Annotated in this window: 13 protein-coding genes; 9 read left to right on the forward strand and 4 right to left on the reverse strand. The window is 71.5% G+C overall.

Annotated features, from left to right (window positions below; genetic code table 11):
- Positions 1–9 precede the first annotated feature (9 nt).
- The gene (locus ACFVUY_RS02105) at positions 10–1176 is read right to left on the reverse strand and encodes a hypothetical protein (protein ID WP_387726744.1); all 1167 of its coding nucleotides are present in this window, start codon (positions 1174–1176) and stop codon (positions 10–12) included.
- Positions 1177–1277: 101 nt separating this feature from the next.
- Complete coding sequence (locus tag ACFVUY_RS02110) at positions 1278–1937, reverse strand: rhomboid family intramembrane serine protease (protein ID WP_387688852.1); 660 nt, start codon at positions 1935–1937, stop codon at positions 1278–1280.
- A 110-nt stretch (positions 1938–2047) separates the two neighbouring features.
- Between ACFVUY_RS02110 and ACFVUY_RS02115 the strand changes: the two genes are divergently transcribed.
- Together ACFVUY_RS02115 and ACFVUY_RS02120 are read left to right on the forward strand one after the other, a co-directional pair.
- Positions 2048–2566 (forward strand): YbhB/YbcL family Raf kinase inhibitor-like protein, encoded by a 519-nt coding sequence (locus ACFVUY_RS02115; RefSeq protein ID WP_387688854.1) that lies wholly within the window; start codon positions 2048–2050, stop codon positions 2564–2566.
- 3 nt (positions 2567–2569) lie between these two features.
- A complete protein-coding gene (locus ACFVUY_RS02120) occupies positions 2570–3466 on the forward strand; it encodes a hypothetical protein (RefSeq protein WP_387726746.1) in 897 nt (298 codons plus the stop codon).
- On the opposite strand, the gene ACFVUY_RS02125 is transcribed toward ACFVUY_RS02120, so the two are convergent.
- On the reverse strand, positions 3463–4488 hold the full coding sequence (locus ACFVUY_RS02125) for a helix-turn-helix transcriptional regulator (protein ID WP_387726747.1): 1026 nt from the start codon (positions 4486–4488) through the stop codon (positions 3463–3465). The genes ACFVUY_RS02120 and ACFVUY_RS02125 overlap by 4 nt on opposite strands.
- A gap of 112 nt (positions 4489–4600) precedes the next feature.
- Between ACFVUY_RS02125 and ACFVUY_RS02130 the strand changes: the two genes are divergently transcribed.
- Entirely contained in the window at positions 4601–6079 is a 1479-nt protein-coding gene (locus ACFVUY_RS02130) for an MFS transporter (RefSeq protein ID WP_387726749.1), read from the forward strand.
- A 129-nt stretch (positions 6080–6208) separates the two neighbouring features.
- On the opposite strand, the gene ACFVUY_RS02135 is transcribed toward ACFVUY_RS02130, so the two are convergent.
- Complete coding sequence (locus tag ACFVUY_RS02135; protein WP_359905604.1) at positions 6209–6853, reverse strand: HhH-GPD-type base excision DNA repair protein; 645 nt, start codon at positions 6851–6853, stop codon at positions 6209–6211.
- Positions 6854–7116: 263 nt separating this feature from the next.
- Between ACFVUY_RS02135 and ACFVUY_RS02140 the strand changes: the two genes are divergently transcribed.
- The 6 genes from ACFVUY_RS02140 (at position 7117) to ACFVUY_RS02165 (ending at position 15666) form a co-directional block, all read left to right on the forward strand.
- Positions 7117–7464: a DoxX family protein gene (locus ACFVUY_RS02140; protein ID WP_380551875.1), complete on the forward strand. Its 348-nt coding sequence runs from the start codon at positions 7117–7119 to the stop codon at positions 7462–7464.
- 266 nt (positions 7465–7730) lie between these two features.
- A complete protein-coding gene (locus tag ACFVUY_RS02145) occupies positions 7731–9050 on the forward strand; it encodes a helix-turn-helix domain-containing protein (protein ID WP_387726752.1) in 1320 nt (439 codons plus the stop codon).
- Positions 9051–9122: 72 nt separating this feature from the next.
- A complete protein-coding gene (locus ACFVUY_RS02150) occupies positions 9123–9893 on the forward strand; it encodes a toll/interleukin-1 receptor domain-containing protein (RefSeq protein ID WP_387726754.1) in 771 nt (256 codons plus the stop codon).
- A gap of 311 nt (positions 9894–10204) precedes the next feature.
- The gene (locus tag ACFVUY_RS02155; RefSeq protein ID WP_387726756.1) at positions 10205–11827 is read left to right on the forward strand and encodes a hypothetical protein; all 1623 of its coding nucleotides are present in this window, start codon (positions 10205–10207) and stop codon (positions 11825–11827) included.
- Between the two features lie 50 nt (positions 11828–11877).
- A complete protein-coding gene (locus tag ACFVUY_RS02160; protein ID WP_387726758.1) occupies positions 11878–12954 on the forward strand; it encodes a hypothetical protein in 1077 nt (358 codons plus the stop codon).
- A gap of 222 nt (positions 12955–13176) precedes the next feature.
- Positions 13177–15666 carry a germacradienol/geosmin synthase gene (locus tag ACFVUY_RS02165; protein ID WP_387726760.1) on the forward strand — a complete coding sequence of 830 codons (2490 nt, stop codon included), beginning with the start codon at positions 13177–13179 and terminating at the stop codon, positions 15664–15666.
- Positions 15667–15809 lie beyond the last annotated feature (143 nt).

Consider the following 15809-nt stretch of genomic DNA (forward strand, 5'->3'; position numbering starts at 1 on the left):
GCCGGCCGGTCAGGCGGAGAGCGCGGCGCCGATCCGGTCCAGGGAGGACAGCCGCATCAGGCCGTAGTTGTAGAACTCCACCTCGGGGACGCCGAGTTCGCGCAGGGTGGCGATCTTGGCGGCGAGGTTCTCCGGGCCGTCGCAGTCGGAGGACATCGGGCGCAGGATCACCGCCATGGACTGCGGACGGACGCCGTGCAGGGCGAAGGCGGCGACCTTCTCCCGGACCGCCTCCGGGGTCCTCGCGTAGCCGAGGGTCTCGATCCGGTCGACGGCCCCGGCGAGGGCGGGCAGGTCGATGCCGGCGAGCCAGCCCGTGCCCGGGCCGCCGCCGTCCATGAAGGTCAGCCGCATGCCGTGCCGGCGGGCCTGCTCGGCGAGGTCGGCGGCCAGTGCGGTGACGGTGGTGGCGGAGGCGTCCACGTAGGCGGCGAAGGCGCCGTCGGCGAGGGTGCTCAGGTCGGCGGGTTCGGCGGCGGCGGACTCGTCGGCCAGCCGGCGGCGCAGCTCGGCGCGGACCGCCGCGGCCACCGCCTCGGCCGGGACCCCGGCGCGGGTGGCGGCGGAGCGGCAGTGCGGGCAGAAGCAGACCCCGAGCAGGGCCTCGGTGGTCGGGCCCAACTCCTCGAAGTAGCGCTCGTGGTGGTAGCCGTGGCGCAGTCCGTGGAAGTGCAGGGACTCGGCGCGGATCGCGTCCACGCCGTACCGGGCCAGTTCGGCGACCAGGGTCAGCGCGTACTCCCGGACCTCCGGGTTCGCCGGGCAGAGTTCGGTGAGGTGGCGGTCGCCGAAGGCGTTGGCCGGGGCGCAGTCGGGGTGGGTGAAGCCGAGCCGGTCGTTGTGGCAGAAGACCGTCCAGGCGTGCAGCTTCAGACCGCGGCGGCGGGCCTCCTCGGCGGCCTCGGCGAAGGGGTCGCGGTCGCCGATCGCGGTGGACGGCGCGGGGGCCAGCCGGCGGCCCCGCCAGGCGGCCGGGTCGGGGCGGAAGTACGCCGCGCCCGGCTCCAGGTAGCGGACCACCCGGCGGGGGTTGTGCGGGAAGACGTCGCGGGCCTCGTGGTAGACCGAGGCGAGGGTGACGCCGCCGACCCCGGCGCGGTCGGTGAGGTTGCCGAAGAAGGTGTCGGCGCCCTCGTCGAGCAGGTCGGTGGCGAAGGCGAGGACGGACGACTCCACGGTGCGGCTCCGGAGCTGGGGGAGGGTGAGCCGTCCACGCTAGCCGCAGGGGTGGGGTTGGTCTATACCTGATGGTCCGGACGGGAATCGTCGGACACGCCCTACAGGCCGAGCTCGTCCAGCTGCTTGAGCAGGTCGGATCCGGGGCTGCTCGGGGCGGTCCCCTGCGGCGCGGCGGGCTTCGCGGCCGGCCGGTCGCGGAGCAGGACGGCGGCGGCCAGTCCGCCGATCAGCCCGCCGAGGTGGCCCAGCCAGCTGACGCCCGGGGTGACGGGCAGGACCCCGATCAGGATGGTCGAGTAGACCACCGCGACGACGACGCCGACCACCGCGTCCAGCACGTTGCGGTCCAGGAGCCCGCGCAGCACCACGTAGCCGAGGTAGCCGTAGACCATGCCGCTCGCGCCGGCCGTCACCGTGTTCGGGCTCTCCAGCAGCCAGACCAGCAGCCCGCCGGACACCACGATCACCAGGCTGGCCAGCAGGAACTTCCGCATGCCCCGGTAGGCGGACAGGAAGCCGAGCACGAACAGCGGCCAGGAGTTGGCCTCGATGTGGCCCCAACTGAAGTGCAGGAACGGCGAGGTGAACATCTCCGGGAGGTCCCCGACCTGCTCCGTGCGCAGGCCGAACTCCCGCGACAGCCCGTAGTCGTCCAGCCAGTTGAGCACCTGCACCGACCAGATGACGGCCTGGATGCCGAGCATGGTGAGCAGCGCACGGCGGGAGTCGGCGAACAACTGGGCGAATTTGGCGGCCATGCCCCGACTCTAGGGGCGCCGGAAGCGTACGTGCACCCCATTACAGTGACTCGTGTCGTTCCGCCCGTGAGATCCGCCCGAGAGATCCGACCGTGAGAGGTGACCAGCCCATGAGCAAGCGCGCGCCGCTGCCGTACGAGTTCCTTCCGCAGGTGCCGTCCTTCCCGCTGACCAGCCAGGACATCACCGAAGGCGCCACACTGGGCCGGGAGTTCATCCACGCCGGCGGCAACCTCTCGCCGCAGCTGGCCTGGTCGGGCCTGCCGGAGGGCACCCGGAGCATCGCGGTCACCTGCTACGACCCGGACGCGCCGACCGGCTCCGGCTGGTGGCACTGGCTCGCCCTCGGCCTGCCCGCCGACACCACCGGGCTGCCGCGCGGCGCCGGCTCCTCCGACGCCGACCTGCCCGGCGAGGCCTCCTTCCACGGCCGCAACGACTTCCCGGGCAACCAGTACGACGGCGCCGCCCCGCCGCCCGGCGCCCCGCACCGCTACGTCTTCGCGGTGCACGCGCTGGACGTCGAGAAGCTGGACGTCGCCGCCGACGCCCCGCCCGCCCAGGTGGGCTTCAACCTCACCTTCCACACCCTGGGCCGGGCGCTGCTGACCGCCGAGTACGGGGTCTGACCCTTGGCGATATCCGAGCGTCCGGTCGAGGTCTGGCGACTGCCCGAGGAGGAGTGGAAGGCCGGCCGCCGGGCCGTGACCTGGACGGTGGGACCGGACGGGGAGCTGGCCGTCCTGGTGGTGCCGGAGCAGTACACGGCACCGGCCGGGTCCTGGCCGGAGGTCCGGTTCCCGTACGAGGCCGAGGTGGTCGTGATGGGCCCCCGCGGGGAGTGGCGGGTGCCGCTGTCCGGGGTCGACTGCTCGCCGGACCACCTGGCGCTGCTGCCGGGCGGCCGGCTGCTGCTGGTCGAGGCCCGGGCCGAGCAGGACGGGGAGGAGTGGCGGCCCAACGGCTTCGTGTACGGCCCCGACGGGACCTGCGGCCGGGAGCTCCTCCTCGGTGACGACACGCCCGTGCTGGTGACCGACCGGGACGGCCGGATCTGGATGGCCTACGGGGACGAGGGCATCTACGGCGACCACCCGATGTCCTGCGCGGGACTCCGGGGCGCCGACACCCACGGCCGGGTGGTGTGGAGCCCGGACCACCGGAAGGACCTGCCCGGGTACCCCCTGGAGGGCCTGGCCGGAGCCACCGAGGGACGGTACGCCTGGCTGGCCTGGTACCCGAGCTCCTCGGGCAGCTACCTCACCCGGATCGAGGCGGCCGGCGGGACCTCGTCCACGGTGCCCTGCCCGGTCCGGATGCCGGTCGGCTTCGCGGTCCGCGCCCGCGAGGGCGTCTTCCTGTCCCAGGGCGGGGAGCTGACCTGGCACCTGCTGGTCGGCAAGAAGTGGAAGCAGACCGGGAAGCGCAGGCCGGACGTGCCCGGCGAGCTCGACCGCCGCCGTGCCTACGGCCGGGACGGCGTGCTGTGGTTCCGGTCCGGCAACGGCTGGTACCGGGTCGAGGTCTAGGAAGGGCCCTGGCGCGGGCCCCGGGACGGGCGGCCTTGGGACGGGTCAGGCCCGCCCCGGTCCGGCGCCCCCGCCGCGTGCTCGGCGCGGGCCGCCAGTTCGCGCAGATGCTCGCGCAGCGCGGGCGGCTCGTGCACCTCGAAGGCGCAGTCCAGCGAGAGCAGCCGCATCGCCGTCCACTCCAGGGAGTCGGTGCGGGAGCGGAGGCGGCAGCTGTGCTCGTCGATCGGCTCGACCTCGGAGTCGCCCGGCCGGAGGCTGCGGCGGACCCGCTCGGCCGGGGCGTGCACGGTGGCGACCACGGTGCCGCTCGGTGACGGGCGGTGCAGCTTGCCCGCCACGTAGGCGGCGGCGTCCTCGGCGGGGAGCGGGCGCGGGGTGAAGCGGACGCCGGTGGCGGCCGGGCCGCTCAGCCGGTCGACCCGGAAGAGCCGCCAGTCCTCGCGGTCCAGGTCGTAGCCCACCAGGTACCAGCGGCGGCCGACCGAGACCAGCCGCTCGGGCTCGACCTGCCGCCTGGTCTCGGCCCCGTCGTACGCCCGGTAGCCGAAGCGCAGCCGCTCCCGGGCGGTGACGGCGCGGGCGAGCACGGTGAGGTCCTCCGGGTCGACGGTCGGGCCGTCCCCGGTGAGCAGCGGCACGGTGGCGGAGTTGAGCGTCCCGACCCGCTGCCGCAGCCGGCCCGGCAGCACCTGGAGCAGCTTGCCGAGCGCCCGTACCGAGGCCTCCTCGATGCCGACCACGGCGTGCCCGGCCGCGGCGCGCAGCCCGACCGCGATGGCCACCGCCTCCTCGTCGTCCAGCAGCAGCGGGGGCATCGCCGTGCCCGCGACCAGCCGGTAGCCGCCGTCCGGGCCCATGCTGGCCCGCACCGGGTAGCCGAGCTCGCGCAGCCGGTCGATGTCGCGCCGGATGGTGCGGGGGCTGACGCCGAGCCGCTCGGCGAGTTCGCTGCCGGGCCACTCGCGCGGGGTCTGGAGCAGGGACAGGAGGCTCAGCAGCCGGGCCGGGGTGTCGCTCATGGCCTCCAGCATGCCCGACCAACTGGGACAGGTTCTGACCTATACGGCCGTTACTGTCGCGGACGTGGAGAAGAGCGGTGTGGACGTGAAGAAGAAAAAAGAGGAGACCGCAATGAGTACCGCGGCAGCGGACCGGCGGAGGTGGATCGCGCTGACGATCGTGATGGTGGCCTCCTTCATGGACCTGGTGGACGTCACCATCGTCAACATCGCCATCCCGAGCATCCAGCAGGACACCGGCGCCTCCTTCAGCGCCATCCAGTGGGTGACCGGCGGCTACGCGCTGGCCTTCGCGATCGGGCTGATCACCGGCGGCCGGCTGGGCGACATCCACGGCCGCAAGCGGGTGTTCCTGATCGGGATCGGCGGCTTCACGCTGGCGTCGGCGCTGTGCGGGCTGGCCTCCGGCCCGGAGATGCTGGTCGCGACCCGGCTGCTCCAGGGCGGGACGGCGGCGCTGATGGTGCCGCAGGTGCTGTCGATCATCCACGCGACCTTCCCGGCGGAGGAGCGCGGCAAGGTGTTCGGCCTGTTCGGCGCGGTGGTCGGGCTGGGCGCGGTCTCCGGTCCGCTGATCGGCGCGCTGCTCACCGAGTGGGACCTGTTCGGTCTGGCCTGGCGGCCGATCTTCCTGATCAACCTGCCGGTCGGCATCGCCGGCCTGCTGCTCGGCCGCCGCTTCATCGACGAGTCGAAGGCCGACCAGGCGCTGAAGCTGGACCTGGTGGGCGTGGCGCTGGCCAGCCTCGGCCTGCTGATGCTGATCTACCCGCTGACGCACGGCCGGGAGGCCGGCTGGCCGCTGTGGGGCTACCTGTCGATGGCCGGGAGCCTGCCGGTGTTCGCGCTGTTCGTGGTGTACGAGAAGGTCAAGACGCGGCGGGACGGCTCGCCGCTGGTGGAGCTGGCGCTGTTCCGGGTGAAGTCCTTCGCGGCCGGCATCTGCGTGCAGCTGGCCTTCGGCGTGGCGCTCGGCATCTACTTCCTGGTCTGGACCCTCTACATGCAGGTGGGCCTGGGCTGGAGCCCGCTCAAGGCCGGCGCGACCGGCATCCCGTTCTCGATCGCGGTCTCCACGGCGGCCGGACTGTCGGTGCAGAAGCTGGTGCCGCGGTTCGGCCGGAAGGTCCTGCAGACCGGAGCGCTGGTGATGGCGGCGGGCGTGCTCGTCTACATCTGGGAGGCGGACCGGTACGGGACGGCGATCACGACCTGGCAGATGGTGCTGCCGCTGGTGGTGATGGGCCTCGGGATGGGTCTGATCGTCGCGCCGATCACCGACGCGGTGCTGGCGGAGGTGCCGCGCGAGCACGCCGGTTCGGCGTCCGGGCTGATCAACACCGTGCAGCAGGTGGGCAACGCGCTCGGGCTCGGCCTGGTGTCGGTGGCCTTCTTCGGGGCGATGGACGACGTGGTCGCGCCGGAGGCGGTCGGGGCGGCGTTCGGCGGGGCCTTCGTGAACGCGATGTGGTGGGTCGTCGGGGTGCTGCTCGCCGTCTTCCTGCTGATGTTCGCGCTGCCGCGGCGGCGCAAGGCGGCCGGGGCCGTGGCCGGCTCCACCGCCGAGGAGCGGGAGCCCGTCCTGATCTGACGGAGTGCTCCCGTTCGCGGGCCCCGGTCGCGCGGCGCGGCCGGGGCCCGCGTCGCGCTCTGGGAGGGCCCGGCCCCGACGCGGTCGGCCGGGTGGGTCGACCGCCGGTACGGGCGGCCGGGCCGTCGGTCAGCGCGCACCGGTCGGGGCGGGGGCGGCGGTCGTACGGGTGGTGGTGCGCGGCTTGGCGGCGGCCTTGGCCTCCTTCGCGACGCGCTTCATCTCCTGCTTGAACTCACGTACCAGGGTGAGGGATTCGGGGCCGGTGATGTCCGCGACCGAGCGGTGCGCACCCTCCTCGCCGTACGCCCCGGCCGCCTCGCGCCAGCCCTCCGGCCGCACCCCGTACTGCTTGCCGAGCAGGGCCAGGAAGATCTGCGACTTCTGCTTGCCGAAGCCGGGCAGGGCGTTGAGCCGGCTGAGCAGCTCCTTGCCGGTGCGGACGTTCTTCCACAGCGCGGCGGCGTCGCCGTCGTACTGCGCGACGAGGAACTGGCAGAGCTGCTGCACCCGTTTGGCCATCGCGGCCGGGTAGCGGTGCACCGCGGGCTTCGCGGAGAGGAGCGCGACGAACTCCTCCGGGTTGTAGGTGGCGATCTCGTGGGCGTCCAGGTCGTCGTGGCCGAGGCGCTGCGCGATGGTCAGCGGGCCGGTGAACGCCCACTCCATCGGGACCTGCTGGTCCAGCAGCATGCCGACGAGCGCGGCGAGCGCACTCCGTCCGAGCAGTTCGTCGGCCTCGGGCTGTTGTGCGAGCCGAACGGTGACGTTCACGGGCTTGCCCTCCTCGGAGTTGACGTCTGGTCGGCGCCCAGTCTGGTGGACGCGGCGTTGGCGCACAGGATCAACACGCCCGTAGCCGGGGAAGTCGTCTCTGTTCAAGGCCTTGCCAGAGCTGCATTGTTCGTTGGCGGAGCGGTTGCCGGGGGTAGCGGCGGGGTGTCGCGGACAATTTTTTGCCCGCGCCTGTCACATGCGGCGGATGCCCCGGGTCAGGGGAGTGCCGAACCGAACAGCCGTCGAATGGGAGCGCTCCAATGTCCGTCGCCCACACCGTCGTCACCGTCCTCGCCGCCCTCATGGTCGGCTTCTCGGCCTACTCCGTCTTCGCCGGCGCCGAGTACGTCGTGAAGCCGCTCGCCGACTACGGCGTCCCGCGCGCCTGGTGGACCTGGCTCGGCGTCGCCAAGGCGGCCGGCGCCCTCGGCCTGCTGGCCGGCCTCGCCGTCCCGGCCGTCGGCTACGCGGCCGCGGTCGGCGTGATCCTCTACTTCCTCGGCGCCGTGATCACCGTCCTCCGCGCCCGCGCCTACGCCCACGTCCCCTTCCCCCTCGTCTACATGGCGCCCGCCGCCGCCTCCCTCGTCCTCGCCCTCGCGGCCTGAGCCGGGGCTGTCCGGCAGCCGGGCCCGGCGGGGGCGCCCCAATGGAGGACGTGTGCTCCGGTGTGCCGTTGCGGTGCATGGACATGTCGGCAACTCGTTTTGTTCGCATGGTCATTCGAGGGGGAAAGAGGAAACGGGAAACCCCGCCGATCCCCGTTTGACCGGCTCGATCGCATGCCAAGATTCCAGGCGGAAGCGAGGGGTGACCGCTTCCGGCCCGTGACGCAGTAGCTGCCAGGGCGATCGGATCCAGAACGGGGGTTGGCATGAGCGCGTCCAGATTGTCGTCCGGCGACTTCGGACCGGAACTGCGCAGACGTCGGATCGCCGCCGGGCTGACCCTCACCCGGCTGGCCGAACTGCTCAGCTACAGCAAGGGTCACCTGAGCAAGATCGAACGCGGGCACAAGCCGCCCCCGCCCCAGTTGGCCCGTCGGTGTGACGTCCAGCTCGACGCGGGTGGCGAGCTGGAGCGGCTCCTGGCGGGGCACGACGGGACCGAGCCGTCGCAGTCCGGCAGCCCGGCGCGGAGCGGAACCGGCGACGACGTGGAACCACGGCTCGGGAGCGACCGGGACGGCGTCCGCCGGCCCGGGGCGCTCGGCCGGCGACAGCTGCTCGCCGTCGGGGCCACCTCCCTGCTCGGCGGCGGGCTGGCCGCGGCCGTGCCGACGGCGGCCTCGGCGACCGTCATGGCGGAGTCGGCCCCGGTCGAGATCTTCCGGGCCCAGTTCGACCAGATGCGACAGCTCGGCCAGTCCGGCGACCCCGGCACATTGATCCCGCTGCTCACCGTCCAGACCCACACCCTGCAGGAGCTCGCCGCCCGGGCCGACTCGGCGAACCGGGACCGGCTGCTCGTGCTGGCCGCGCGGTACGCCGAGTACACGGGCTGGATGGCCCAGGAAGCGGACGACAACGCCTCGGCGCTGTGGTGGACCGCCCGGGCGGTCGAACTCGCCCAGGCCGGTGGAGACCGCGACCTGGCGTCGTACGCGCTGGTTCGGCGGGCCCTGATCACCCTCTACGCGGGCGACGCGGCCCAGACCGTACAACTGGTCGAAGCGGCGCAGGACGATGCCCTACCACCACGGATCCGCGGTCTCGCGGCACAGCGAGAGGCTCAGGGCCACGCCCTCGCGGGCGACCGCACCGCCTGCCTGCGCAGCCTCGACCGGGCCCGTGAACTGCTGACCAGGGCGGAAGCCGAGAACGGGGCCACTCCTGTCCTCGGCACCACCAACCTGGCCGACCCGGCGGCCGTGGTCACCGGCTGGTGCCTGTACGACCTCGGCCGTCCGGGCCAGGCCGCCGAAGTGCTGGACCGCGAGTATCCGAGGATCCCGGGGCACGCCGTCCGCAGCCGAGCCCGGTACGGCATCCGGCGCGCCCTTGCCCATGCGGCCACCGGCGAACCGGAACACGCCTGCGAGCTCGCAGCGGAGCTCCTGCCACTGATCCCGGCCCTGCGGTCGGCCACCATCCGGTCCGACGTCCACAGGCTCGCCCGCGAGCTGCACCGATTCCGTGCGGACCGACCCGTGCAGGACCTCCAGCCGCTGCTCGCCCAGTCGCTGCACCCGTAGGCGTCCGAAGCCCCCGGACCGTCCGGGGCCGCCGAAGCATCCCCCTCACTCACCTGGAGAGGTGATTCCGTCATGCCCGAGATCTTCGTCAACTACCGCACCAGCGATGAGGACACGGCCGCCACGGTCATCGAGCGCGCGCTCTCCCAGCGGTTCGGAACCGATCGGGTGTTCCGTGCCAGCAAGTCCATCAAGATCGGCAGGCCTTTCCCCCGGGAACTGCTGACCGCCGTCCGCAGCAGCAGTGTGCTCATCGCGGTCATCGGCCCGCACTGGGCCGACGCCCGGACGGCGGACGGCCGACGCGCGCTGGACGACCCGGAGGACTGGACCAGGCGGGAGATCGTCGAGGCCTTCGAGAGCGGAGCCCTGGTTGTTCCGGTACTCGTCGGCCGCACGACGCGACTCGACCGGCACGCCCTCCCGCCCGAGATCGCCGAGCTGGCCGACTGCCAGTACCGCCGGTATGACAATCGCGACGCCGATCACTGCCTCCTGCGCCTCGGTGACGACCTGGCCGAGGCGGTCCCCCGGCTCGCGGAAGCGGAGCAGCGGAACGCCAAGGCGAACGGGGTGACGGAGACCCGCAACGAGGTCGGCCGGGTGAACGGCAGCGTGGTGCAGGCCGGGGACTACCGGCACGACCAGAGCGGAGGGATCGGCAACGTGGGCGGCGACGTCGGGACGTTCATCAACAACGCTAGCGGCCCGGTCCACACCGGCAGCGGCACGCAGAACAACACGACCCGGAACGGCGGCGTCGAGTTCCACGGCGACGGCAGCAACTACGTCGAACGCGGCACCGTCAACAACACCTTCGGTGACCGCGAGGGCCGGCGGTAGTGAGTCATTCCGGAAGCGGAACCCGTATCGGAGAGGCCTCCGGGCCCACTCATACCGGGACTGGTCCCCAGAACGTCTTCCTCGGCGGCGATCCGTTCCGGGGACGAAAGCCAGTGCCGGACCCGAGGTCGGTGGCACTGGACCAACGCCGACGTCTAAGTGCTCGATTCGTTCCGCCGATCGGGTTCGGTGGGTTGAAGGCGGACCTCGCCGAGTCGGGCAGGGTGGTGCTGGTTGACGGGCCGCGAGGCAGCGGACGTCGGACAGCCGCTGTGATGGCACTCCATCGGGCAGCGGACGGCGGCGGACGGGTGGTCGAGATCCCCTTTCCCGTCGACCGGGAAGACTACCCGGATCTGGGCGTGGACGACTTCTGTCTACTCGATCTGTCCTCGGTTTCGGAGGATTCCTACCCCAAAGCGGCGGACTTGCTGAGCGAGTTCTGGGGACGGACAGAGGATGGGAAAGCCCGGCTCGCCGCCGTGCTTCCCTCAGTGAACGACGACCTGGTTTCACCGCAGCTCCGCACACTGGTGGCACAGATCGGGCGCCCCCGTGAACTGGCGGTACTTCGTCGTCATCTTGATGCCGAAGGGGTGCCGTACGACCCGGAGGAGCTTCGGGAGTTCGACTTTCTCGATCAGCTCGCCAATTTGGCGATGCGCGACATTCAGCGCCTTGCGATTCTCACCGGCCAGGCCCGGGCGTTGGATGGGCCAGCTGGGATTCATGACTGGCTTACGACCGCGCTCGCGGCGTGGAGCAACCGTAGCGGAGACGTGGCACAGGTGGTGGCTGCCATCGACTCAGGTCGGCAGCGAGCGCTGCTCCTGGCAGCGGCCATGCTCGAAGGGGCTCCGACAGATGCGGTCTTCCGACACGCCGAGGCTCTGCTCGGGAAAGTCGAGCACACTCCTGATGAAAAGCCAGGTTTCGAACGTCCCGATCTTGCCGAGCGGTTGGCGGAGCTTCCCGTGGATGTGGATTCCACCGGGCGGATCCGTTTCACATCGCTGGCGTACGGCGGAGCGGTCCGGTCACACTTCTGGTCGTACTTCCCGGGCTTTCGCAAGCAGTTCGGGGCATGGGTGGCAGACACGGTCAAGGACCAGAGAAGGTGCCTCGATCTGGAAGACCGTGCCAAGTTCCTGGGTCGGTTCACTGATCAGAGCCTTCGCGTCGGCGAGCTTGGGGTGTTGCAACAGCTTGCCGGAACGTGGGCCGCGGACTCTGCTCTTCAGGACGAGGCAATGCTGGTCCTGGAGCGTGTGCTGTCGCACGAAGTCCATGGCGCAAGCTTCCGCGGATGGATCTACGAACAGGTCACGAAGGGAACGCTGGAGCCCTCCACGGTTCAGACTCTCGTCCGGGTCTGTACGGAGGTGTTGGCGCCGAGTCACCCCGAGCAGGCACTCGTCCGAATCCACCACATGGCACGGCGGGCCCCGAAGGCCCGGGGACCACTCCTCGAGATGGGTCGTTCGGAGGCCTGGTTGTATCTGAGGTTGCTCACTCGGGTGTGCGAAGGGATGGAAAAACAGAATCCTTGGCTGCCAGACGTGGAGATCTTCCTGTCCTTGGTCTCGCACTTGCCCGAGTGGGTGCGGTCGCAGGACGTCGTGCGGGGATGGCGATCGGTACTGGGGCTGGTACCACCGACGAAGTGGGCTTCCGGTGTCGGAGCTTGGCTGTCTGCCGCGCGCCAAGAATGCGACAGCGGTGAACGGTTGGCGGGAATACTGATCGACGCTGCCGACGGCAGGATCACCCTGCTGAGCCACTACTACTTGCTGGCGCACGACTGGGCGACCGAGCCGGACGATGCTCCAGGGTTGCCAACCCGGGCGGACGTCGCGGCGCGCTTCTGCCGAAGGATCGACCACGCACAGGGGATCGGACCGCTCGTCGGGGCGAACGGGGGGAGAGGGCTGTGAAGGGTGCAGGGACGACGCCGCTGGTCGGGCTGGCGCTGGCGGCGGGTTCGGTGACCGTGGTGCTCGGGCTGTTGGCCAGGTGGCCGGTCTGGCTGTGGGCGGTACCGGCCGCGATGGCCCTCCTGTTGGCCATCATGCAGGCATCGATGAGGACTCCGAAGCCGGTATCCGAGGAGCCGCCGTGGGAGAAGACCAGAGTGGCCGGAGTGGCGTTGCCGAGCCTGGTGCCGGACTACGATTTCCACTTCTCGGCCACGGTGTGGTGGCGTCCGATTCCGAACAACACCGGCTTGGTCCACGCGGACCCGGCGGGTCTTGCGGTCGAGACGGTGCTGGAGCGGGCCCGTGAGGTGACGGCGTACGAGGTCCCGGGGCGGCTGGGCTTGGTGCAGCACCGGTTGAACGGGGTCCTCGGGACGCAGAGCCAGGACCGGGCGGGACTGGTGGAAGCCATGGGTGGGCGGGTCGAACTCCGACTGTCGGAGGACGACCGGCACCGGCTCGGGAAGCTGTCGGAGGTGCGGAAGACCGAGGAGGTCTGGGAGCACGAACGGCGCTACGAGCAGAGCAAGCGGGCCTATCTCGGCGACGACGTCCTGAAGTCGCCGGGCAGTGCGATGGTGTGGTGGCTGGCCCGCCACGACGAGCAGATCAGGGAGGCGGTCGACCTGATCGGTCCACTCGCACAACTCTCTGCCGCTGCCAACGACCAGGCCGTGAGCGACCTGTACGCGCACCTGGTGCCGGGAGTGGGGCCGTTCCCGGACGACTCCGGGAACGATGACGAGTACGGGATGCCGGGGCCGTCCGGTCCGGCGGGGGGACCCGTCGTGATCGGGCCTTTGAGGCAATTCCTGGACGATGTCGAGCTGGACGAGGATTCCGTCGAGCGGAAGGTCTATACGCACCGGGTGGCGGACTTCACCGCCGCGGCCGGCCGGCCGGAGTTCGCCCGGTTGATCCGGGAGAAGCTGCTGGCAGAGGACGGCAATGTGCCCGGCCAGCCGGGGCCGGTGGAGGAGCGTGCGGCGGACGAACGTGGCGGGCGCTTCGAGAAGTTCGACGGAGCGGTGAACGGCCACGCCACGAACGGCACCTTCTCGGGAAGTGGCGAGGCCGAGGAGTAACCGTTGAAGGGCTACACGGGGCGAGTGGGCGGCGTGCGCGGGGGAGGAGTGCGCGGGGCGGGTATGGGGGCGTGCGTGGTGGGGGAGGGCGCTCGGCTGGGCGGGTGGCTTCGAACGGGGGGAACGAGTCATTTCATATGACTGTTTCTGTTGTGCCGGTGCGGCGAGCTGACGACGGGTCATTCTTGGTCCAATCGACGCGTCCAGAAAGGCTCGCCCGCCGTGACCCAGCCGTTCGAACTGCCGTCCTTCTACGTGCCGCACCCGGCACGCCTCAACCCCCATCTGGACGAGGCACGGGCCCACTCCACCGACTGGGCCCGGGAGATGGGGATGCTGGAGGGTTCCGGAATCTGGGATCAGGCCGACCTGGAAGCCCACGACTACGGCCTGCTCTGCGCGTACACCCACCCCGACGCCTCCGCCGAGGCGCTGTCGCTGGTCACCGACTGGTATGTGTGGGTCTTCTTCTTCGACGACCACTTCCTCGACATGTTCAAGCGCACCAACGACCGCGGTGCGGGCAAGGCCCACCTCGACCGGCTGCCGCTGTTCATGCCGGCCGACCCGGCCGCCGAGCTGCCCGAGCCGGAGAACCCGGTCGAGGCGGGCCTGGCCGACCTGTGGCGGCGCACCGTTCCGGTGATGGGCGAGGACTGGCGGATCCGGTTCGCCGAGAGCACCCGGAACCTGCTCAACGAGTCGCTGTGGGAGCTCGCCAACATCAACGAGGGCCGGGTGGCCAACCCGGTCGAGTACATCGAGATGCGCCGCAAGGTCGGCGGCGCGCCCTGGTCCGCGCAGCTGGTCGAGTACGCGGCCGGCGCCGAGGTGCCGAAGGAGGTGTCGGGTTCGCGGGCGCTGCGGGTGCTGATGGACGCCTTCTCCGACGGGGTGCACCTGCGCAACGACATCTTCTCGTACCAGCGGGAGGTGGAGGACGAGGGCGAGCTGAGCAACGGCGTCCTGGTGCTGGAGCGGTTCCTGGAGTGCTCCACCCAGGAGGCCGCGGACGCGGTCAACGACCTGCTCACCTCGCGGCTCCAGCAGTTCGAGAACACCGTGTTCACCGAACTGCCGGTGCTGTTCGCGGAGACCGGGCTGGACCCGGCGGGGCGCGCCCGGGTCACGGCGTACGTCAAGGGCCTGCAGGACTGGCAGTCCGGCGGGCACGAGTGGCACCTGCGGTCCAGCCGGTACATGAACGGCGGTGGGGCGGCCGCGGGTTCGGGCGGTCCTGGTGGCGAGGTCGCTCCCGGCTCGGGCGGTGGACCGGTGGGCCTGCCGGGCCTGCCGGGTCTGCCGGGAGGGCCCGGAGGCGGCAACTGGTGGGACCAGTACGCGATCGGCGGCATCGGGACCTCGGCGCTGGACATCCTGCGCAGCACGGCCGCCGGGGCCACGGCGGCCACGGCGGAGACGGCGAAGGCGGCGGCGACTGGCTCGACGCCGGCGGCCAAGGGCGCGGCGGGCCCGGCCGCGCGGCGGGCACGGTCGCACGGCCACGTGCCGTACCAGGCCGTCGGGCCGTCCCTGCTGCCCGAGTTCAAGCTGCCGTACGAGCTCCGGCTGAGCCCGCACCTGGACGGTGCCCGGGAACGCGTGATCGCGTGGGCCGAGCGGATGGGACTGCTGGCGGCTGAGCCGGGCGTTCCCGGATCCGGCATCTGGGACGCCGAGTCGATGCGCGACTACGACCTCCCGCTCTGCGCGGCCGGCCTCCACCCGGACGCCACGGCCGACCAACTCGACATCTCCTCGGCCTGGTTGGCCTGGGGCACCTGGGCCGACGACTACTACCCCCGGGCCTTCGGGCGGACCCGCGACCTGGGCGGCGCCAAGGCCGCCAACGCGAGGCTTTCCCTGTTCATGCCGGTGGACGGCGCCCCCACGGCGGAGCCCGTCAACGCGCTGGAGCGCGGCCTCGCCGACATCTGGGAGCGCACCGCCGGCCCGATGACCGTCGAGGCCAGGGGCCGGTTCCGGGTGGCGGTCGAGGCGATGCTGGACAGCTGGATCTGGGAGCTGAGCAACCAGATCCAGAACCGGATCCCGGACCCGGTGGACTACCTGGAGATGCGCCGCTCCACCTTCGGCTCCGAGCTCACCGCGAGCCTCTCCCGCCTCGGCCACGGGCAGACCGTGCCGCCGGAGGTGTACGACCACGGGTCGATGCGCGCGCTGGAGAACTCCGCGATGGACTACGCGTGCATGATGAACGACCTCTTCTCGTACCAGAAGGAGATCGAGTACGAGGGCGAGCTGCACAACGCCGTCCTGGTGGTGCAGAACTTCTTCGGCTGCGACTACGAGTCGGCGGTCCGGATCGTCGACGACCTGATGCACTCGCGGCTGGGCCAGTTCCAGCACGTGGTGCAGAAGGAACTCCCGGTCATGTACGAGGACTTCGGGCTGGAGCAGGCGGCCAGGGAGATGCTCGACGGGTACGTGGGGGAGCTGGAGAACTGGCTCGCGGGCATCCTGAACTGGCACGAGGGCTGCCTCCGGTACGCCACGGCCGACCTGGAGCGGCACTTCGGCGCCGAGCGGGACCTGGTGGAGGCCTCGCAGGCCCGTCGGGCGGCCACGGCGGCGGCCGCCGAGGCTCCGGCGTCCGCCACCGCCCCGGTCCCGTCGGTCCCGTCGCCCCCGGTGCCGCTCGGCCCGACCGGCCTGGGGACGGCCTCGCTGCGCCTGTCGGCGGGCGGCTGACGTCGGAGGGTTGCTGACGTCGGCGGGCGGGTGACGTCGACGGGTCGCACCCGCGCGGGTCCAGCCCGCGCGGGTGTGCCGCATCGTGGCTAGGCTGGCGAACCGGGGGTCGGCGTGCGCCCCCCGGCGCGCGCACTTTCGCC

It is taken from the genome of Kitasatospora sp. NPDC058063 (assembly GCF_042885395.1).
GTDB classification, from domain to species: domain Bacteria; phylum Actinomycetota; class Actinomycetes; order Streptomycetales; family Streptomycetaceae; genus Kitasatospora; species Kitasatospora lactacystinica.